This is a genomic window from Erythrobacter sp. JB1-4, from assembly GCF_057365025.1.
Genome location: NZ_CP200292.1, coordinates 2,321,439 through 2,339,769, shown reverse-complemented (window position 1 = coordinate 2,339,769; position 18,331 = coordinate 2,321,439). Strand labels below are relative to the sequence as shown.

Genomic DNA, 18,331 nt, shown 5'->3' with positions numbered 1-18,331 from the left:
CTAGCCCAAGGCGACGACCAGCCGCCTAAACAACGCTTAGAGCTTTTTCCCACGAGGCCAGCCGTTCTTCGCGTGCGGCCTTATCCATTGACGGTTCAAACGTGGTAAGCCCGCCGCGCATTGCCATAGCCGCACCCTCCACATCATCATAAAGTCCAGCGCCCGCCGCTGCCAGCATGGCCGCACCCAAAGCCGTTGTTTCAACAAATTGGGGCCGCTCAACTCTGACCCCCAGCATATTGGCAAGGTCTTGTGCCATCCAGTCGTTGGCCGACATCCCGCCATCTATGCGCAAACTCTGCCAATCGGTGCCGTCGGCGGCAAAAGCCTGCGCCAAGTCATGCGTTTGGTGTGCCATAGCCTCCAACGCCGCGCGCGCAATATGCGCCTTGCCGCTGGCAAAGCTTAGCCCCGTGATCACAGCGCGCGCGTCCGCTTTCCAATGGGGTGCGCCAAGCCCTGAAAGAGCAGGCACAATCGTGACGCCTCCGCTGTCCGGGATAGAGCGCGCCAAAGCTTCGGTTTCGCTGGCAACTTCCACAATGCCAAGACTATCGCGAAGCCATTGGACAAGGCTGCCTGCGACAAAGACCGACCCCTCTATCGCATAAGTCCGCTTGCCCGCGATCTGCGTCAACACGGTGCCAAGCAGGCGGTTGTCCGATTTGGGGATTTTATGCCCTTGGTTGGTGAGTACAAACGCGCCCGTGCCATAGGTCGCCTTGGTCTCTCCGGGCGCAAAACACGCTTGTCCAATCGTCGCCGATTGTTGGTCGCCTGCAAGCCCAGTGATCGGTATATCGCGCCCGAAGAGTGAGGCGTCAGTGTGAGCAAGGTCGCCCGACATATCGACCACCTTGGGAAGCGCGCTCATTGGTACGCCGAGGAGTTCACAAAGCCGCTCGTCGAACCCGCTATCGGCAAGCCCCATCAAAAGCGTGCGGCTGGCGTTGCTTGCATCGGTAATGTGGGACGCGCCTCCCGACAGCTTGTAGGTCAGCCAGCTTTCCACTGTCCCAAAGGCCAAAGTTCCAGCCTGCGCCGCAGCCTTTACCGCTGGCACATTATCGAGCATCCAGCGCATTTTGGTGCCGGAAAAATAGGGATCGAGCAGCAGGCCGGTCTGCGCCTGTACTTGCAGCTCATGTCCGCTCGCGCGCAGCTCCTCACAAAATGGCGCGGTGCGACGGTCCTGCCAGACAATCGCTTTGGTTAAAGGTTCGCCGCTTTCCTTGCACCACGCAACAACCGTCTCGCGCTGGTTGGTGATGCCGATCCCGGCGATCATGGCCGCGCCGCCGGCTTTGGGCATGACCTCTTGCGCACAGGTCAGCGTTTTTGCCCAGATCTCGCCTGCGTCATGTTCGACCCAGCCATCTTGCGGATAATGCTGTGTAAGCTCCTCTTGAGCGCTTGCGACAAGGACACCGTCCTTTGCAAAAAGCATAGCTCTGGTTGAGGTGGTGCCTTCATCAAGGACAAGAATATAATCAGCCATTTATCATTTCCTTTGAGCTTACCGGCCCGCTTGAAAACAAAACCCACTAATGACTTCTGCCAACCCATCCTCCATATGCAAGCGCTATGGCAAAGATACCCCCAAAGCCCTGGCCCACAGGCCTTGCCGATCCGGTCGAACCGCTTGTGATGAGGGTGCTCGCGCCCAACCCATCGCCTTACACCTACACCGGCACGCAAACTTATGTGGTGGGCGAGGCAAACGGGCCTGATTGTGCAGTCATTGATCCGGGCCCAGATGAAGAAGCGCACATCGAGGCGATCCTTGCAGCAATTGGCGAGCGCACGGTCAGCGCGATCATGTGCACCCACACGCACCGCGACCACTCACCGGCTGCCGCGCCTCTCGCTGTCAAAACGGGTGCTCCCATCGTGGGCTGCGCGCCTTTAGTGCTCGAAAGCGATCACCCGCGCGCCGACGAATCCTTCGACAGAACCTACGAGCCAACCCGCGTCCTTGAAGATGGCGAGCAAATGCGCGGGACCGGGTGGACGCTGACCGCTGTGGCGACACCGGGGCACACGTCAAACCACTTATGTTTTGCGCTCGAAGAAAGCGGGGCGCTCTTCACAGGCGATCATGTGATGGGCTGGTCCACCAGCGTCGTCATTCCGCCTGATGGGGACATGGGCGACTATATGGCGAGCCTTGAGAAACTGATGGCGCGCGAGGACACAGTCTATCACTCTGCCCACGGCGCTGCGATCACCAAGCCCAAGCAGCTTGTGCGCGGCATGATGGGGCACCGCCGTCAGCGCGAAAACCAGATTCTGCGCCTGATGGAAGAGCGCGCGCGGCCTGTCTCTGAGTTTATTCCCGACATGTACAAGGGCCTTGATGAGCGGCTTATCGGCGCTGCTGAAATGAGCGTGACGGCGCATCTTTTCGATCTCGAGAAACGCGGGCTTGCCGTGCTCGATCAAGAGATGTGGCGCACCGTCTAAAGCGAAATCGAACAGGACTTCGACAATGGAAACCGTATTGATTACAGGGGCCAATCGCGGCCTTGGTCTGGCTTTGACAAAACGCTTTGCTGAGGCGGGTTGGAAAGTGGTCGCAGGGTGCCGCGATCCGCAAAGCGGCGTGGAACTGACCGGTCTTCAAGATGCAGGAAATGTGCAGATTTGCAAGCTTGATGTGACCAATGGCGATGACATCGCGGCCCTTCTCGATGAGCTGGGTCACGAGCCGCTTGATGTGCTCATCAACAACGCCGGTGTCCTCGATACAAACCGCGAAGATATCTCAGCGGTTGGCGATGACGAATGGCTTCAGATGTTTGCGATCAACTCCATCGCGCCGGTTCGCATGGCCATGGCGTTCAAAGAGCACCTTAAACGCTCGTCAAACCCGCGTATCGTCACCGTGTCGAGCGAAATGGGCTCGCTTAACAAAAGCCTTGATGGCGCAATTGCCTATCGCACCAGCAAAGCGGCCGTGAACAAGGCGATGCAAGCCTTGGCAACCAATTTTGCGAGCGACAGCATCATTGTGTGCCCGCTCCATCCCGGCTGGGTGCGCACCGATATGGGCGGGCCGCAGGCCGCGATTTCTCCGCAGGAAAGCGCAGGCGGGATTTTCGAGCTTACCGCCAACCTCACCCAAGAAATGTCGGGCCGGTTTTGGACTTGGGATGGCTCTGAGCACCCCTGGTAAGGGATGGGGTAGTTTAAGAATAGTAGAACAAGCCGAATTTCGCGTAAGTGATCAATAGTTACGGCATTAACGCATGATCAAAGAACGGATCAATTTGCTTGTCTTTTCTAGGTATCAATTTAATCTGTGACCACCTCCAATGGCGATCAGTATTAGGCAAATGAACAGAGCATTTTTCTCAGGTCTTGCACTTCTATCATTGGTAGCATGTGGAGGCGGCGGAGGCAGTGCGCCTCCTCCAACTGCCGCGCCTTCACCCAGCCCAACCCCTACGCCAACTCCGACGCCAACCCCGGTTGTGGCCACAGCGCGCACGCTTGCAGCGACTGCGGGACCGGCATCATGGCGATTTTTTTCAACGCCGGGGCAAAACGACTTTCTTGCAGCGGGATATGGCACGCGCGATGGCGAGTATTTCCCTGGCTATAGAAACGCGCTTCGCGGTATTCAGGCCCGCCAGTCCGGTATTGATCGGAGCACCGATTTTTCAGATCAATACAAGTCAGTGCAGCTCATTGACACCAATACGAACATTCAGATGATATTTAATGCGCTTCCCGAGGCGAAGATTGTCTCACCGCTTACACACCTCTTGGTCGAAGGCCCTGCGCAAGACAAGCTAAAGCGGCAACTGGGCGTTACGGAAAACGTCTTTCGGTTGCGCACGATTGATCCAGATATCAATACCTTCGATCCCATCGCAGAACTGAGCAACGCGGACGCTGATATCGTTGCGGATGCGCAAAGGCTCTTGGCAGGCAACATAAGAGCTTTGGCGCTGATTAAGTCGATGGGCATGAGCTGCGACTCATCTTTCGTCGACTTTGGATCGAGAGAACTTCAGGAGGCCCTTATTGCGGCCCCAGATCAGTTCATCTTCAACGATAACGCCGCGATGACAGCTGTTGTCAATTCGATTGACGAATTCAGCGCGCTTGAACCCGATGTGCAAAGCGCGATTGCACATTTGATCAACGTCTATGCCGCAGCCGTTGCATTGCGCATTGATCGCAATGAGTTTGCATCGCGCTTTATGTTGGGAATTGACGGTTTCCTTCTCCCGCGCATCCGCGAATTGTGCTCCGCGCCGATGGCTGAGGCGAGCATGCTTGCTGCGGGAGCTCAAGCCACCAGCCCGCAAAACGTTCTCGATGCAATAGAACGTTTTGACGAGGTCATCCCTGCTACAACCGAGGGGTTCCTGTTTCTGGCGTCAGACTATTACGAGACCAGTCTCAATACTCCGATCACCCTTAGGGACGACGGCGATTTCTTCGCTCTTGACCGACACCCTCTCGAAAACGATGGATACGCAACCAACAGCGGCACTCGGACCATCGGCTTTCTCTCAGGCGGGATTGAGATCACCGGCGTGGAGGTTCCCGCCGCAAACGCGGGCGAAATTTCAGCCACCATCAACAGCGCCGGCACGATAATGCTTATGCCCGCAAGCGGTTTTACAGGCGTCACTTACGTCGATTACACCGCTCAAGAACAAGGCGACAGTGCTCGTGGGCGCATATTTGTCCGGGTACGCTAGCGCCTTGGGCTAGCTTTGCTTCGCGCCTTATTCACCAGGCGCGGTGCGAAGAGCCTCTCGAATTTGGTCGACGCGCGCGGCATTGGCGCCTGCATCGGAATATCCAACCCGGCTCGCTGAACGCAGGTGGATAACACTCTCGCCGCGTCTGAATTCCACATCATCCACAAAGCCAAAAATGGCTGATTTGAACTCAGCTGAGATGTAGTCTTCGCTTTGCCGGGTGACGGTCCCGCCCTGCGAGGCGATGACTTCAGGGAGTTTTTCCCACGTCTCCAATGCAAGAGGTTCAGTCGCGGCATCAACGCGGGTGCCCTCCTCGCTGCTGACGCAATTGGGCGAGTTTGGACAGGGCGACAAGCGACCATCCACCAGGCCGGGCGCAGTGCCGTTTTGAGAGGCAATGCCAAGCCCAAAGAAAGCGGCGACACCAAGAACAACAAGGCCAACACTTCCCAAGACAATCGCTTTCAAAATCGTCACAAAATCGCTCCACCAATAGCCCGTAAAAACGCAAAAATGCCCCAAAGCGGGAGTGCAAGAACTGCGACACCCAATAGGATCATTTTCCACTCTGAGAAGTCATCGTCTGATCGGGGGTTAAAGAAAACCGCCTGGACAAACATTCCTGTGAGCAGAAATGGGAGAAGCAAGGCGCTCATCACTAAACTCGCTGCCATGCGCAGCTTATCCATTGCGCTGCGTTGCGCTTGGGCATGGCTGAGCCGCTTGAACACGCCAAAGCTATCGAGATAGGCGCTCACCGATGTGCCGTAACGGCCTGCGATCTTCTTAGCTTGCTCGCGCGAGGGTTTTTCGTCTGCGAAATTGACCAGATTGAGGTCCGCCGCACCGAAGACGTCTGCAATCGCGTTCATGGGCACTGCATACATATCGTCTTCATAGTCAGCGGTAACAGTGAACCCTTCCGCCTTGGTATAGGTCACATGGACGCCGTAGTCCCCATTGATGTCTGCATCGTCGCCCACATCGCGGTCAGTCTTAAAACGCAGATATTGCAACGCGCCATCTTTGACGAAAGCTGCCGCGCCCCAATCCTCATCAGTGTCTTCGGCGTTCATCACTCCCATACCCAATTGGCGCGAGAGCGTTGCGGCTTGCTGGATCAACTCATAGCCGACCTGATACTTATGGCAGTCAAGCGCGCCCTTTTGGCCTGCGACCCAGTCTTCGAGAAATTCCAGATCAAGCTTGGTCTGAACGCTCCATTCCAAATTCTCGCCAAAGTCAGGACGCCGGCCCAATTTCTTTGCATGAGCGGTCAGGAAATGCAGCCCCGTCCGGCTTTCGCGCCATAGCTGATAGCCATCAACCACGCAGGACAGCGCGGCCTCATCGGGCTCTTTCTCCAGCACCGTAAAGTGGGCGTGCCACATGGATTAATGAGAGACACCAAGCTTTTTGGCGAAATCTTCAGCCAGTTGAAACTTCTGGATTTTGCCAGAACCCGTCAGCGGGAACTCTTCCATCCAGACCCAATGCGCCGGGGTCTTTTGCGGGGACAGCCGCTCGCGCACAAAGGCTTTGAGGTCATCGTCCGTGGGTCGCTGCGCACCGTCTGCAAGCCGCATAAAGCAAACAACAATCTCGCCCCATTTCTCGTCTGGAACGCCTGCAACGGCAACCTCGGCAATCGCGGGGTTCTCGATCATCGCGGCCTCGATTTCGGCGGGGAAGAGGTTTTCGCCGCCGCGAATGATCATCTCTTTAACCCGGCCTGTAATCTTCACATAGCCGCGCGCTGATATGCTGCCCAAATCGCCTGTGTGAAGCCAACCGTCCTCGTCGATGGTCTCCGCCGTGGCCCCTGGATTGTCGTTATAGCCCGCCATCATATTGAAGCCGCGCATGCAAATCTCGCCCTGCTCATCGACTGCGCACACTGTGTTGTCAGAGGGCCTTCGGATCGAGACTTCCATATGGCTGCACGGCTGGCCGATGGTCTCCATAAGCTCTGCGCCTGTGTCCGTCGGCCAAGCCCCGGTGATCGCTGGAGAGGTCTCTGTCTGACCGTAGACGATGAGGATCGGCACGCCGAACACCTTCTGCGCCTCGCGGTTGAGTTCAGGGGGCACCATCGCTCCGCCTGAAAGCACCGTGCGAACGCTCGACACATCGGTGCCCGTCGCCTTAGCCGCTTCCATGATCGCAAAAAGCATGGTCGCAACGCCGCCCAGCACTTCGGGCTTTTCGCGCTCAATCGCCTTAGCCACGGCCACCGGATCGAACAGCGAGACCAGCATCAACGTGCCGCCGCGCGCAAAAGTGCCCAGCACGCACACCGCGCTGCCAGCGGTATGGAACAGCGGGAATGGACAGGTCACTTTGTCGCCCACGCCGATGTTCCAGCGCTCAAAAATGTCTCTGTTCGATTGGACCAGCCCATGTTGGTGCAACAAAACGCCCTTGGGGAAGCCAGTGGTGCCCGATGTGTATTGGATCATCACAATATCGCGCGGCTCAGAACCCCGCAGTTCGCCGTCATTTTCGCCTGCGAACAGCTCACCCGGGTCGGTCATATCGAGCACATACTCAGACGCCGCGAGCCCGGCCGCCGCCTCATCCACCACGGGCCGAAGCGCAGTGCCGCGTACATTGGGTTGATAATAGACCGCGCCCGATCCCGATTGTTCGAGCACATAACGCACCTCGCGCGCGATAAAGCTGGGGTTGACGGTAACGATCACAAGCCCCGCCATCGCTGCGCCCATTTGCACAATCACCCACTCCGGGCAATTGCCGCCCATCACCGCGATCCGCGTGCCTTTAGGGTGGCGAGAGGCCAATGCACGCCCTGCCCGCTCGCTGTCAGCCAAAAGCTCAGCATAGGTCCAATCGCGCCCCGCTGATCCATCGGGCAACAGCTCACGCAGTGCCAGCGCGTCAGGCCGTGCCTCCACCTGCTCGCGCAAGGTCCCTTCAATCGTGCGCTCTTTATACTCAGTGTCAGCCTGCGCCGGGCAATAAGCCTCTTTGAGATCAAGCTTGTACATCGTGTTTCCCTCTCTCACTTGCCGCAAAGCTAACACACTGTGCGCGAGAGTCATTCGCAAACTGAACTCTCGCAAAATGGGCTCCGCGTGCTTATATCTAGGGAAACAATTCAAGCAGGGATGCATCCATGAGTTTTGAGACCAAAGTGCCAAGCGGGGAAGAACTCCACGCGGAGATCAAGCGCCTTAAGGAAGAGCGCAACGCGGTGATCCTCGCGCACTATTACCAGACGCCCGATATTCAGGACATCGCCGATTTCGTGGGCGACAGCTTGGAGTTATCGCGCAAGGCGGCAGAGACCGACGCGGATGTGATCCTCTTTTGCGGCGTCAAATTCATGGCCGAGACCGCCAAAATCCTTTCGCCAGAAAAAACCGTGATCCTGCCCGATATGGACGCAGGGTGCTCTTTGGAAGACAGCTGCCCGCCGGAGAAGTTCAAGGCTTTCCGCGAGGCAAACCCCGATCACATCGCGCTCACCTACATCAATTGCTCGACCGAAGTGAAAGCATTGAGCGACATCATCGTCACCAGCTCCAGCGCTGAGACGATCCTTGCGCAAATCCCCGAAGATCAAAAGATCATCTTTGGCCCCGACCGTCACCTGGGCGGCTGGCTGTCGCGCAATTTTGGCCGCGAAATGCTGTTGTGGCCCGGCGTTTGCGTGGTGCACGAGGCGTTTTCTGAAACCGAGCTTCTAAAGCTCAAAGAACAGCACCCCGGCGCGCCTGTCGCCGCGCACCCCGAATGCCCGCCAGCCATCGTAGACCACGCCGATTACGTGGGCTCAACCAGCGGCATTTTGAAATTTGCGCAAAGCTTCGAAGGCGACACTCTGATCGTCGCGACCGAGCCGCATATCATGCACCAGATGGAAAAGGCTCTGCCCGAAAAAACCTTCATCGGAGCGCCGGGAGCGGACGGCAACTGCAACTGCAACATCTGCCCCTACATGGCGCTGAATACCATGGAGAAAATGTACACCGCCCTTCGCGACCTAGAGCCGCGGATTGAGATGGATGAGGAGCTTCGCTTGGAGGCGAAGAAGAGCCTTGATCGGATGCTTGAGATGGCCAGCGGGACTGTGGGACAGGGCGATTTGGGCTTTGTAAAGTTTGGGGGTGAGGTCTCTAAAGGCCTTGCTTTTCAATCGCCTGAAAGGGTGGCGGTTCGCCGGAACACCTATGCAAGGCGAGGCTATGCCGCATTGGCCGTGCAACTATTGGAATGTATGCACCAAACACTCAAGAACCGTCTCTTTGCGTGACCCTTTGTATGGTCAACCCCGCGATTTCCGAATCTATGAAGGGGGAGGCTACACATTCGCTTTTGAAGAAGTTTCAAACGGTGTTTTCGTTGTTTTTGAACGAGTATGAGCGCCCTAGATGCCAGCGGTGGCCTACGGCAGCCTACGACTCCACTGGCATGACGGTTTCTCCTTTTTCGTCACCGCAGCGAAAGCTGGGGTCTCAGGCGGTTAAGACAAAAGCTTAAGGTATAGGGTTCTGCTTCTCAATCGCGTCAATCTTCCATTCGCGCTTCCAAGCCTTCATGACTTTCTCGCGGGCTATGGCTTCTTTGATCGTCGGCTATTCCTCGACGTAGACCAGCCGCTTTATATTGTACTTCGACGTGAACTCGCCGCCCTTGCCCTCGCGCTGTTGGGTGGCGCGCGCAGCCAAGTCACTGGTCACGCCGATATACAACACACCGTAGCGTTTGTTGGTCATGATGTAGACGTCGCCGCCGCGCTTCATTTGGCTGGCTTTGCGTATTGTCGCCCTAGACCCCAGCTTTCGCCGGGGTGACGGTTGTGGGCTTGGATTGCGCAACCCGCGCCACAACAAGCGCTGAGCCCAGAAGCAGCATCCCGACAACGTCCAGCGCACTCAGCACCTCTTCAAACGCAAAGTACCCAATCACCGCAGCAATGGCGGGTTGGGTCAGGAGCGTAAGGCCTATAATCAGCGGGGGGAAGTGGCCTAGAGAATAGACCATCAGCCCTTGGCCCACCAGCTGGCTCGTCACAAACAGAACGATGATCGGCGTCCAATCGGTCGGCCAAACCGGCTCTCCCAGCATCAGCGCGATGCCAAGCAAATAGGGACAGGCGAAAATGCTCACCCAGACGAGCAGGCTCCACGATCCGAATTGTGCGCGCTCTTTTTGCAAGGTGAGGAGATACACCGCGTAAAGCAGGCCTGCGGTGATGCAGAAGAGGTCGCCGACGAAGGTTTCAGCGGAAATCTCCAAGGACCGGCCCAAGAGTATCCCCGCCCCGCCAAGCGCGCAGACAATCGCCAGCCACTCAAACCCGCGCGGAATCATTCGCGCAATAATAAAGCCCCAGAACAAGAGGATGATCGAGCCGCCATTGCCGAACAATGTCGCATTGCCCAGCCGCGTCATCTCAATCCCGATGTGCCAACTGGCAAGGTCGCTGGCAAAAGCGATGGAGCCAATGGCCACCACGATAAGCGTCTTTTTAGGCAGTCCCCGCATAGGCTGGCCCGCCATGCGCGCGAACAGCACCAGAAACGGCAGCGCCAGGAACAGCCGCCAGAAGGCCGAGCTCACCTCGCCCGTGTCGGCAAGCCGCACCAGCCATGGCCCAAGAGCAAGCGCCACATTGCCGAGCAGCAGCGCACCAAAAAGCATGGCCGAGCGCAGCGGTGTCACTTCTTCTTTCAGGGCCCCAGCCTTTTCCATGCTTGCGCACTAGCCCGATCATCTCCAAGTGAATAGCCAAATGAAACTGACCGGAAGGACTTCCACACATGCCAGAGACGCAGCACCCTGCTCTATTCCAGCCGCTCAAAATGGGCGCTCTAGAGGCCAAGAACCGCATTTTCATGGCTCCGCTCACTCGCGGCCGCGCGGCTGATCCGATGTTTGTGCCCAATGAAATGATGGGCACTTATTACAAGCAGCGCGCAGGCGCTGGCATGATCCTGACCGAGGCGACCGGCATTTCCACCGAAGGGCTCGGCTGGCCATCAGCGCCCGGTATCTGGAGCGATGAACAAACCGAAGCGTGGAAGCCTATTGTTGAGGGCGTGCACGAGGCAGGCGGGCTTATCTCCATGCAGCTGTGGCATATGGGGCGGATCGTTTCGTCCTATTTCCTGAACGGTGAACGCCCGTTTTCTGCAAGTGAGACCAAGGCTCCGGGCGAAGCGCACACACCTGTGGGCCGCCAAGAATACGACGTCGCCCGCGCTATGACCAAGGACGATATCAATCGCACTCTCGACGATTATCAGCGTGCCGCAGAGAACGCCAAGAAAGCCGGGTTTGACAGCGTGCAGCTGCACGGCGCGAATGGCTATCTCGTGGACCAATTCCTGCGCGACAGCACGAACCTTCGCGAAGACGAATATGGCGGCTCCCCGGAAAACCGCACCCGCTTTATGCGCGAGGTTTTGGAGCGGCTGATCGATGTATGGGGCGCGGACCGTGTGGGCATTCGCCTCTCACCCAATGGCGAGACGCAAGGCGCAGACGACAGCGATCCCGAAAGCATCTTTGGCGCGGCGACCAAGGTGATCGAAGAGCTTGGCCTTGCCTATCTCGAGCTTCGCCAACCGGGCCCCGAGGGCACCTTTGGCCGCACCGATGTGCCTCAGCAAGATAAGCTCATCCGGGGTCTCTACACAGGCGCGCTGATCCTCAATTCGGATTACACCGCTGAGGAAGGCGATGCGGATGTGTCGAGCGGACGCTGCGATGCGGTGAGCTATGGCCGTCCGTATATCTCGAACCCTGATCTGGAAAAACGGATCGCGGCAGGCGCGCCGTTCAACCCGAATAAGGACGTGCCCAAGAGCTGGTATTTCCCAATTCCGGAAGGCTACATCGACTATCCAACGATGGAAGAAGAGGAAGCCGCTGCAAACGCGGCCTAAGCCAACCGCACACTATTCAGAGGCCGGGCTCTCGCTTGAGGGCTCGGCCTCTTGCGTTTCAGGCTCTGGTTCGGATTGAGGTTGAGGCCGCGACGGACCTGCCGCCACATTATCGCTGGGTGCACGCTCGGCCGGGGGCGAAGTCGATGTAAGCTCCTCAAGCGGGATCATATCATCGCTGATCGTTCCGCCCAGGATCTCGCCAGCCGCCTCGCCGCCTGTTTCGGTGGAGACCGCTTCGGAGGCCTCCTCTTCGCAAGCTGTCAGAGCGAGCGCTGCAACCAATGGCATCCAAATTCGTGTCATGTCCTGCAAGCCTTTTGCCGAGCCGCCTCAAGCGTGCCCAAAAACCCATCTGCGCGCGCCATCAGCGCCTCATCCCATTCACCCGCTGAGACGTTTTTGCCAAGCCGCGCCATGCTGGTGACGCCAAATTCGTCGATCCCGCATGGCACGATCCCGCCAAAATGCGACAAGTCCGGATCAAGGTTCACCGAAAACCCATGCATCGTCACCCAGCGCCGCACGCGCACGCCAATCGCACCAATCTTTGCCTCGCGACCGTCGATGTCCTCGCACCAGATGCCCACGCGCCCCTCGGCCCGCCACGCCTGAACACCGAAATCGGAGAGGGTGTCGATCACCCAGCCCTCAATCGCATGGACAAAGCACCGCACATCTTTGCCGCGCTTATTGAGGTCGAGCATCAGATAGCCAACCCGCTGTCCCGGCCCGTGATAGGTGTAGCGCCCGCCGCGTCCTGTTTCGACGACGTCAAAGCGCGGGGTCCTCAGCTCTGCCGGGTCTGCGCTTGTCCCTGCGGTGTAAACGGGGGGATGTTCGAGCAGCCAGACAAGTTCATCTGCGGTGCCAGCAGTGATCGCCTCATTGCGCGCCTCCATGCCCTGCAAAGCCTCACGATAGGGCACAAGGTCCATGTCCCGGCGCCATTCCAGGCTCGATGCACCTAAGGCGCCTAAGTCTTGGGGCAAAATTTGAGCAGCGCTTGCCATAACCCCCGCGTGGCGGCAATGTCGGCCAAAATCAAGAAGCAAAGCGCGCCAAGGGTGCGCCTTAGGGGATATCCATGAACTTTGACATGAACACCTGCTGGTCGCGCGCAGTTGAGCTTATCCAAGCCAACTTCCAGATTTTGGTGATCCTCGCCGCGGTCTTTTTGCTGCTGCCCAATGTCGCGCTTTATATGTTCATCCCTGACATGCAATCGATCGTGGATCCCATGGCTGATCCTGATGTGGTTGCTGCGCAAATGGGACGCATTGTGGGACCATTGATCGCAATGGGCAGCGTCTTGATGGCGATCCAGTTTGCAGGCAATTCAGCGATGGTCGGGCTGATGAGCGATGCACGGCCAACCGTTGGACAAGCGATCATGGCAGGCATCAAAGCCGTGCCGAGCCTTATCGCGGTCTTCGTCATTTTTCTGCTTTTATACATGCTAGGGGCGTTCGTAATCATCCTCCCGTTCTCCATTCTGGGGGGCCTTGCCGGATCGCCAGTTCTTGCAGGGATTGGCTTTATTCCGGTTATTGTGTTCGTGGCCTGGCTAGCAGCGCGCATGTCGATGTCGCTGCCGGTGCTTGTGTTGGAAGACACGCTCAACCCCATCAAGGCGGTTGCGAAAAGCTTCAAGCTGACCGCTCCAAAGCAGTGGCCGATCACCGGTTTTTGGACCGTCATCATCGTGATCATGGTCGTGGCCAGCCTGATCTTTTCCAGCGTCTTTGGGCTTATCGCAGCCATCACCGGAACAGGGCTTGTCTCTGCTCTCATCCTTGGCCTTACCAGCGGTTTGACAGGGATGGTCTACGGCATAGTCATGTGCGCAATTGCGACCTCAATGCATGGCCAACTGTCGGGCCCAAGCATTGAAGCGATCGATGACACCTTCGGGTAATCTGCTTCACGGCAGACCCCTGATAGCCGTTTTTGGCGCAATCACAGATTGATCCTGCGCAAGCTGTGCCCTAGCGGCTTTGGTAATGGCTGATCGCGCGCCTTCCTCTCAAAGCCCTTCCGAGCACGGCATGGGCGACCAGAACGCTATACCCCAAGGGCGCATGGCGCTGCTTTTTATGGTCATGTTGGTGACCGCTGCTGGCAATACGGCGATGCATTCCGTGATGCCTTCGATTGGCACAGCGCTTAAAATCGACGACGTTTGGATTAGCCTTGCCTATTCCTGGTCAGCCCTGCTTTGGGTGGTGTGCGCACCCATGTGGGCACGGCGTTCTGACAGGCGGGGACGCAAGGCGATGATGGCGCTTGGCCTTGTGGGTTTTATCGTCTCCATGGCGCTGTGCGGGCTTGTTTTATGGATGGGTTTTGCGGGCTGGATAACGGGTGTCACCACTCTCCTTCTCTTCGCCCTTGCAAGAAGCGCCTATGGTGGCTTTGGCAGCGCCGCGCCGCCCGCTGTCCAAGCCTATGTCGCCTCGCGCACGCCGCGTTCTGAACGGACAAAGGCGCTTTCTCTTATTGCATCAAGCTTTGGGCTTGGAACGGTTGTGGGCCCTGTGCTTGCACCGCTGATGATTATCCCTTTTTTCGGTATTGGACTGACAGGACCTGCTTGGTGCTTTGCCCTTCTGGGGGTCGCAACCCTTATTGTCCTTAGGCTTCGCCTGCCCAATGATGAGCCCAAGTTTGCAGCGCGCGGCAAAACATTTGGCGATCCGGGGGCAGGCGTTTCTGATCCTGAAGGGATAGACGACGAGGATGAGGATGAAGATGGGGATGCCGGCGAAGAGGCGGGCTTACCGGTCGGCGAGCAAAAGCGTCTCAGATGGTTTGAGCCGCGCCTTCGGCACTGGGTCATCGCCTCGCTCGCTGGTGGGCATGCGCAAGCGATGATCATGGGGGTCACCGGCTTTCTGGTGCTCGATCGTCTGGATATGCGTGATAACCTTACCCAAGGGGCCGCTCTGGTCAGCCTTGTGATGGTGTTTGGAGCGATTGCCACCCTTCTTGCACAATGGGGCATTATCCCGCGTTTTAAGATCGGACCGCGCGCTGCGACCCTATCCGGCCTTATTGTGGCCGCGTTTGGGTCTGCGATACTGGGCGTTGCTGACACGGTCGTTGGCTTGTGCCTTGGTTATGCCATTGCCTCGCTTGGCTTTGGCCTCTTTCGCCCCGGCACGACAGCGGGCACATCACTCGCCGTCTCTCGCGCTGAACAGGGGCAGGCCTCCGGGATCACCGCCAGTGTTGCAGGGGCAAGCTTCATTTATGCTCCCGGCCTTGGTGTTTGGCTGTACTCGATAAACGATTGGCTCGGCTTTGGGACGATCATCGCTTTGTGCCTTGCGGTTGCGCTAGTGGGTGCGCGCAGTTTGACACATGACGAGGTGCTCACAACAGACCGCTGATAGCTAAGCCGCTTTAGATCAAGTCCAGCACCTTGTCCTGAGGGCGACAAATAGCGACACCTTTTTCGGTTTCGACAACCGGGCGCTCGATAAGGATTGGCTCAGCAGCCATCGCATCGAGCACTGTATCCGCATCCGCCTCTGGAAGCCCCCGCTCCTTTGCATCGGTCCCTCGGATACGAAGCGCCTCATTTGGCGTGACGCCAGCATCTGCGTAAAGCTGCGCCAGCTTTTCGCGGGTGGGAGGCTGTTTGAGATACTCAACCACCGTCAACTCAACGTCATCGCGTTCTTCAAGAATCGCCAATGTCTTGCGCGAAGTGCCGCATTTGGGATTGTGCCAGATGGTCGCTTTCATGCCTGCTGTATCCTCTTGGTTAGATGGCCGCTCCCCTACCTCAGACGCATCGGATTTGCCACACAATCTAAAAATGAGAATAATTCTCAAGTTTTCTCTTGCAGGTGAGAATGGTTTGCAATAGCGCTCTTGTCGGACATTCATTCAAGGGGAACATCTTGACCACTCACCTCTCTCGCGCAGCGCTTCTTCTTTCGTGCGCCGCCATCGCCTTTCCTGCCGCGGCAGAAACGACCACTGAGGCCACATCAAATAATGGGGCCACCCCAGAGCAAGGCTCAGACCTGATCGTCGAGCCCGGCCCGATCATGGAAACAAGGGGCGAGGATATCCTGGTGACCGGCGACATTTTGCAATCCAATGTCGTTGCCTCGGTCAAAACCCCAACCCCAATTATCGATGTACCCCAAAGCCTATCGATCACCACGCTTGAGCAGATCGAAGAGCGCGGCTGGACCAGCATTGGTCAGATTATCGACTACACACCCGGCGTGAACACATCGCAGGGCGAAGGCCACCGTGACGCCATCGTCTTTCGCGGCGTTCGCTCAACGGCTGACTTCTTCATCGATGGCGCGCGCGATGATGTTCAATACTATCGCAGCCTTTACAACATCGAACAGGTCGAAATCCTTCGCGGTCCCAATGCGCTCCTGTTCGGACGCGGCGGTGCGGGCGGTGTTTTGAACCGAGTGACCAAGAAAGGGGAGTTTGGCGAGAACTTCACCGGCGGTCAGCTGGCCATCGATACTTTCGGTGAATTCAGCGTCTTTGCCGATGTGAACCTTTCAACCTCGGACACAGCCGCGTTTCGCCTTAATGCAGCCTATGAGAGCCTGAACAATCACCGCGACTTTTACGATGGTGAACGGATCGGCATCAATCCAACCGCACGGTTTGCGCTTGGCGAGGACACAATCATCGACCTCTCCTATGAGTACGCCGACCACGAGCGCTTCATCGATCGCGGCATCCCAACAGGCAGCGATGGTCGCCCGGTTGAAGCGTTTACCGACATTGTTTTTGGCGATGAGGAACTGAACTTTACGACGCTTGAGGCGCATATCCTGCGTGCCAATGTCGCTCACAATTTCTCTGACAATTGGAAGGGTGTCTTCAACGCCTTCTATGGCGATTATGACAAGGTGTATTCCAACTTCTACGCCAGCGGATACGACCAGGTGAACACGCCTGACCGGGTGACGACCGATGGCTACATCGACACAACCACGCGCGACAACCTCATCCTTTCAGGCAACCTTGTGGGCGAGTTTGAAACCGGAAGCCTCGCGCACACTTTGCTCATTGGCGGTGAGTACATCAGCACCAATTCTGATCAGGACCGCATCAACCCGGTCTGGGACCAGACCAATGATGACAATGAAGTTTTCCTGATCGCTCGTCCTCTCAACTTTGTGAATGGTGTGGGTGTTAATGCCGATGGCAACGTAACCCGCGTGGCCTTCGACCCGGCGGTCAGCCTTAACGATGATACGCGCGTCAACATCGACGTCGTCTCGCTTTATATTCAGGATGAGATTGAGGTTACCGATTGGCTCAATGTCATCGTGGGCGGCCGTTTCGACAGCTTTGATATCACCGTCAACAACGTGCCTGCTGCCGAAATCCGCACCCGCAAGGATGAAGAATTCTCCCCGCGCGGCGGCATCATCATCAAGCCGCAGGAAAATATCTCCATCTATGCGAGCTATTCGGAAAGCTTCCTGCCGCGTTCAGGCGAGCAATTTGCTAATATCAATGGCAACAACAATGCGCTTGATCCAAACACGTTTGAAAACCTTGAAGCGGGTCTCAAATGGGATTTTGAAAGCGGGTTCAGCCTCACCGCTGCCGTCTTCGAAATTCAGCAAAGTTCGCCCCAGCCCAATGACAATGATCCGGCGACGCTCGACGTGATCGATTCTGAAATCCAAGGCTTTGAATTGCAACTTCAAGGTGAGATTACGCCGGGTTGGACAGTGGTTGCTGGCTATTCCTATCTCGATGGCGAGCAGCAAAACCGGACCGGCCCAACCGGACTTCGCCCGCGCGAACTTCCTGAAAACATGTTTTCAATCTGGAACCAGGTGGAAGTCACCGAACGCTTTGGCATCGGTCTTGGCCTGACCCATCAGGATGAAAGCTTCATCAATAATGGCAACACCGCTATCCTTCCTGCCTATACGCGGATTGATGCAGCGGCGTACTATGATGTGAGCGAGAACATCCGCGTTCAGGTGAACGTCGAAAACCTCACCGATACAACATACTTCCCCAACGCCCACGCCACGCATCAGGCAAGTGTTGGCGCGCCGCTTAACGCGCGGTTTGCGATTTCGGGACGGTTCTAAGAGGGATCAGGTCTCGGGCTCTTCGGGGTCCGGGACCACTCTTAGCGCCGGAACCGCCTCTGCTGCATCCTTGGCATCGATTGCAGGGGCAGGCGCAGCGCTGATGCTTTCCTCGCGCTGTGTAACCCGGCTTGCCCGTTCAACCGCGCTCACCAGCCGGGGGTATACCCCGCAGCGGCAATCATTGGGGATGGCCTCTTCAATTTCCTCGCGGCTGGGCGCCGGATTGCGCGCAAGGAGCGCCGCTCCTGCCATCACCATACCCGGCGTACAAAAGCCACATTGGATCGCGCCTTCTGCGACCATCGCCTGTTGCACCGGGTGAGAGCGATCACGCGAAAGCCCCTCAATAGTCGTGATAAAGCGCCCCTCGGCCTCTGCCAAAGTGATGCGGCAAGAGCGCAGTGCCGCGCCATCGACCAGCACCGTGCATGCCCCGCATTCGCACGTCGCCCCGCCGGCCCCGTTTTTGGTGCCGGTAAGGTTTGCCGCCTCGCGAAGCGCGAAGAGCAGCGGCATATCCGGGTCAAGATCAAACTCAACCGGACGCTCATTGATCGTCATCCTAGGCATGATTTACCATCAGGGTCGATTT

The 18,331-nt window shown here is 57.3% G+C and carries 16 protein-coding genes and 2 pseudogenes; 8 read left to right on the top strand and 10 right to left on the bottom strand.

Annotated elements, in window-relative coordinates; translation table 11 throughout:
- Positions 1-25 precede the first annotated feature (25 nt).
- Positions 26-1,498, bottom strand: a complete 1,473-nt coding sequence (gene glpK, locus AC0V61_RS10805) for a glycerol kinase GlpK (protein ID WP_486157420.1) — start codon at positions 1,496-1,498, stop codon at positions 26-28.
- Positions 1,499-1,584: 86 nt separating this feature from the next.
- Here glpK and AC0V61_RS10800 point away from each other — a divergent pair, with 86 nt between their 5' ends.
- The 3 genes from AC0V61_RS10800 (at position 1,585) to AC0V61_RS10790 (ending at position 4,715) form a co-directional block, all read left to right on the top strand.
- A complete protein-coding gene (locus tag AC0V61_RS10800; RefSeq protein ID WP_486157418.1) occupies positions 1,585-2,463 on the top strand; it encodes an MBL fold metallo-hydrolase in 879 nt (292 codons plus the stop codon).
- 25 nt (positions 2,464-2,488) lie between these two features.
- On the top strand, positions 2,489-3,175 hold the full coding sequence (locus AC0V61_RS10795) for an SDR family oxidoreductase (protein ID WP_486157416.1): 687 nt from the start codon (positions 2,489-2,491) through the stop codon (positions 3,173-3,175).
- A 160-nt stretch (positions 3,176-3,335) separates the two neighbouring features.
- Entirely contained in the window at positions 3,336-4,715 is a 1,380-nt protein-coding gene (locus tag AC0V61_RS10790; RefSeq protein WP_486157415.1) for a hypothetical protein, read from the top strand.
- Positions 4,716-4,742: 27 nt separating this feature from the next.
- Here AC0V61_RS10790 and AC0V61_RS10785 read toward each other — a convergent pair whose 3' ends face one another.
- Genes AC0V61_RS10785 through AC0V61_RS10775 form a run of 3 tightly spaced genes read right to left on the bottom strand, consistent with a single transcriptional unit; the run spans position 4,743 to position 7,729 of the window.
- The gene (locus AC0V61_RS10785; protein ID WP_486157413.1) at positions 4,743-5,198 is read right to left on the bottom strand and encodes a DUF1499 domain-containing protein; all 456 of its coding nucleotides are present in this window, start codon (positions 5,196-5,198) and stop codon (positions 4,743-4,745) included.
- Positions 5,195-6,112, bottom strand: coding sequence for a hypothetical protein (locus tag AC0V61_RS10780; protein WP_486157411.1), 918 nt, complete (start codon positions 6,110-6,112; stop codon positions 5,195-5,197). Before AC0V61_RS10780 ends, AC0V61_RS10785 begins: the two co-directional genes overlap by 4 nt.
- Before the next feature lie 3 nt (positions 6,113-6,115).
- The gene (locus AC0V61_RS10775) at positions 6,116-7,729 is read right to left on the bottom strand and encodes a class I adenylate-forming enzyme family protein (protein ID WP_486157409.1); all 1,614 of its coding nucleotides are present in this window, start codon (positions 7,727-7,729) and stop codon (positions 6,116-6,118) included.
- Positions 7,730-7,857: 128 nt separating this feature from the next.
- Here AC0V61_RS10775 and nadA point away from each other — a divergent pair.
- A pseudogene (gene nadA, locus AC0V61_RS10770) lies at positions 7,858-8,835 on the top strand (quinolinate synthase NadA); the annotation flags it as partial.
- A 385-nt stretch (positions 8,836-9,220) separates the two neighbouring features.
- Here the strand turns inward: nadA and AC0V61_RS10765 are convergent.
- Together AC0V61_RS10765 and AC0V61_RS10760 are read right to left on the bottom strand one after the other, a co-directional pair.
- Positions 9,221-9,487: pseudogene (locus AC0V61_RS10765) on the bottom strand (GIY-YIG nuclease family protein).
- Positions 9,488-9,512: 25 nt separating this feature from the next.
- Complete coding sequence (locus AC0V61_RS10760) at positions 9,513-10,439, bottom strand: DMT family transporter (protein WP_486157408.1); 927 nt, start codon at positions 10,437-10,439, stop codon at positions 9,513-9,515.
- Positions 10,440-10,507: 68 nt separating this feature from the next.
- On the opposite strand from AC0V61_RS10760, the gene AC0V61_RS10755 reads away from it, so the two are divergent.
- A complete protein-coding gene (locus tag AC0V61_RS10755; RefSeq protein WP_486157407.1) occupies positions 10,508-11,635 on the top strand; it encodes an alkene reductase in 1,128 nt (375 codons plus the stop codon).
- A gap of 12 nt (positions 11,636-11,647) precedes the next feature.
- On the opposite strand, the gene AC0V61_RS10750 is transcribed toward AC0V61_RS10755, so the two are convergent.
- Together AC0V61_RS10750 and lipB are read right to left on the bottom strand one after the other, a co-directional pair.
- Positions 11,648-11,941, bottom strand: coding sequence for a hypothetical protein (locus AC0V61_RS10750; protein WP_486157405.1), 294 nt, complete (start codon positions 11,939-11,941; stop codon positions 11,648-11,650).
- Positions 11,938-12,648: a lipoyl(octanoyl) transferase LipB gene (gene lipB / locus AC0V61_RS10745; protein ID WP_486157403.1), complete on the bottom strand. Its 711-nt coding sequence runs from the start codon at positions 12,646-12,648 to the stop codon at positions 11,938-11,940. The genes AC0V61_RS10750 and lipB overlap by 4 nt, the downstream gene beginning before the upstream one ends.
- Positions 12,649-12,722: 74 nt before the next feature.
- Between lipB and AC0V61_RS10740 the strand changes: the two genes are divergently transcribed.
- Positions 12,723-13,553 carry a hypothetical protein gene (locus AC0V61_RS10740; protein WP_486157401.1) on the top strand — a complete coding sequence of 277 codons (831 nt, stop codon included), beginning with the start codon at positions 12,723-12,725 and terminating at the stop codon, positions 13,551-13,553.
- Positions 13,554-13,638: 85 nt separating this feature from the next.
- Positions 13,639-15,027, top strand: a complete 1,389-nt coding sequence (locus AC0V61_RS10735; protein WP_486157399.1) for an MFS transporter — start codon at positions 13,639-13,641, stop codon at positions 15,025-15,027.
- A 13-nt stretch (positions 15,028-15,040) separates the two neighbouring features.
- On the opposite strand, the gene arsC is transcribed toward AC0V61_RS10735, so the two are convergent.
- Entirely contained in the window at positions 15,041-15,385 is a 345-nt protein-coding gene (arsC, locus tag AC0V61_RS10730) for an arsenate reductase (glutaredoxin) (RefSeq protein WP_486157397.1), read from the bottom strand.
- 158 nt (positions 15,386-15,543) lie between these two features.
- On the opposite strand from arsC, the gene AC0V61_RS10725 reads away from it, so the two are divergent.
- Entirely contained in the window at positions 15,544-17,736 is a 2,193-nt protein-coding gene (locus tag AC0V61_RS10725) for a TonB-dependent receptor (protein WP_486157395.1), read from the top strand.
- 6 nt (positions 17,737-17,742) lie between these two features.
- Here the strand turns inward: AC0V61_RS10725 and AC0V61_RS10720 are convergent, their stop codons facing one another.
- On the bottom strand, positions 17,743-18,309 hold the full coding sequence (locus AC0V61_RS10720) for a (2Fe-2S)-binding protein (protein WP_486157393.1): 567 nt from the start codon (positions 18,307-18,309) through the stop codon (positions 17,743-17,745).
- Positions 18,310-18,331: the final 22 nt, after the last annotated feature.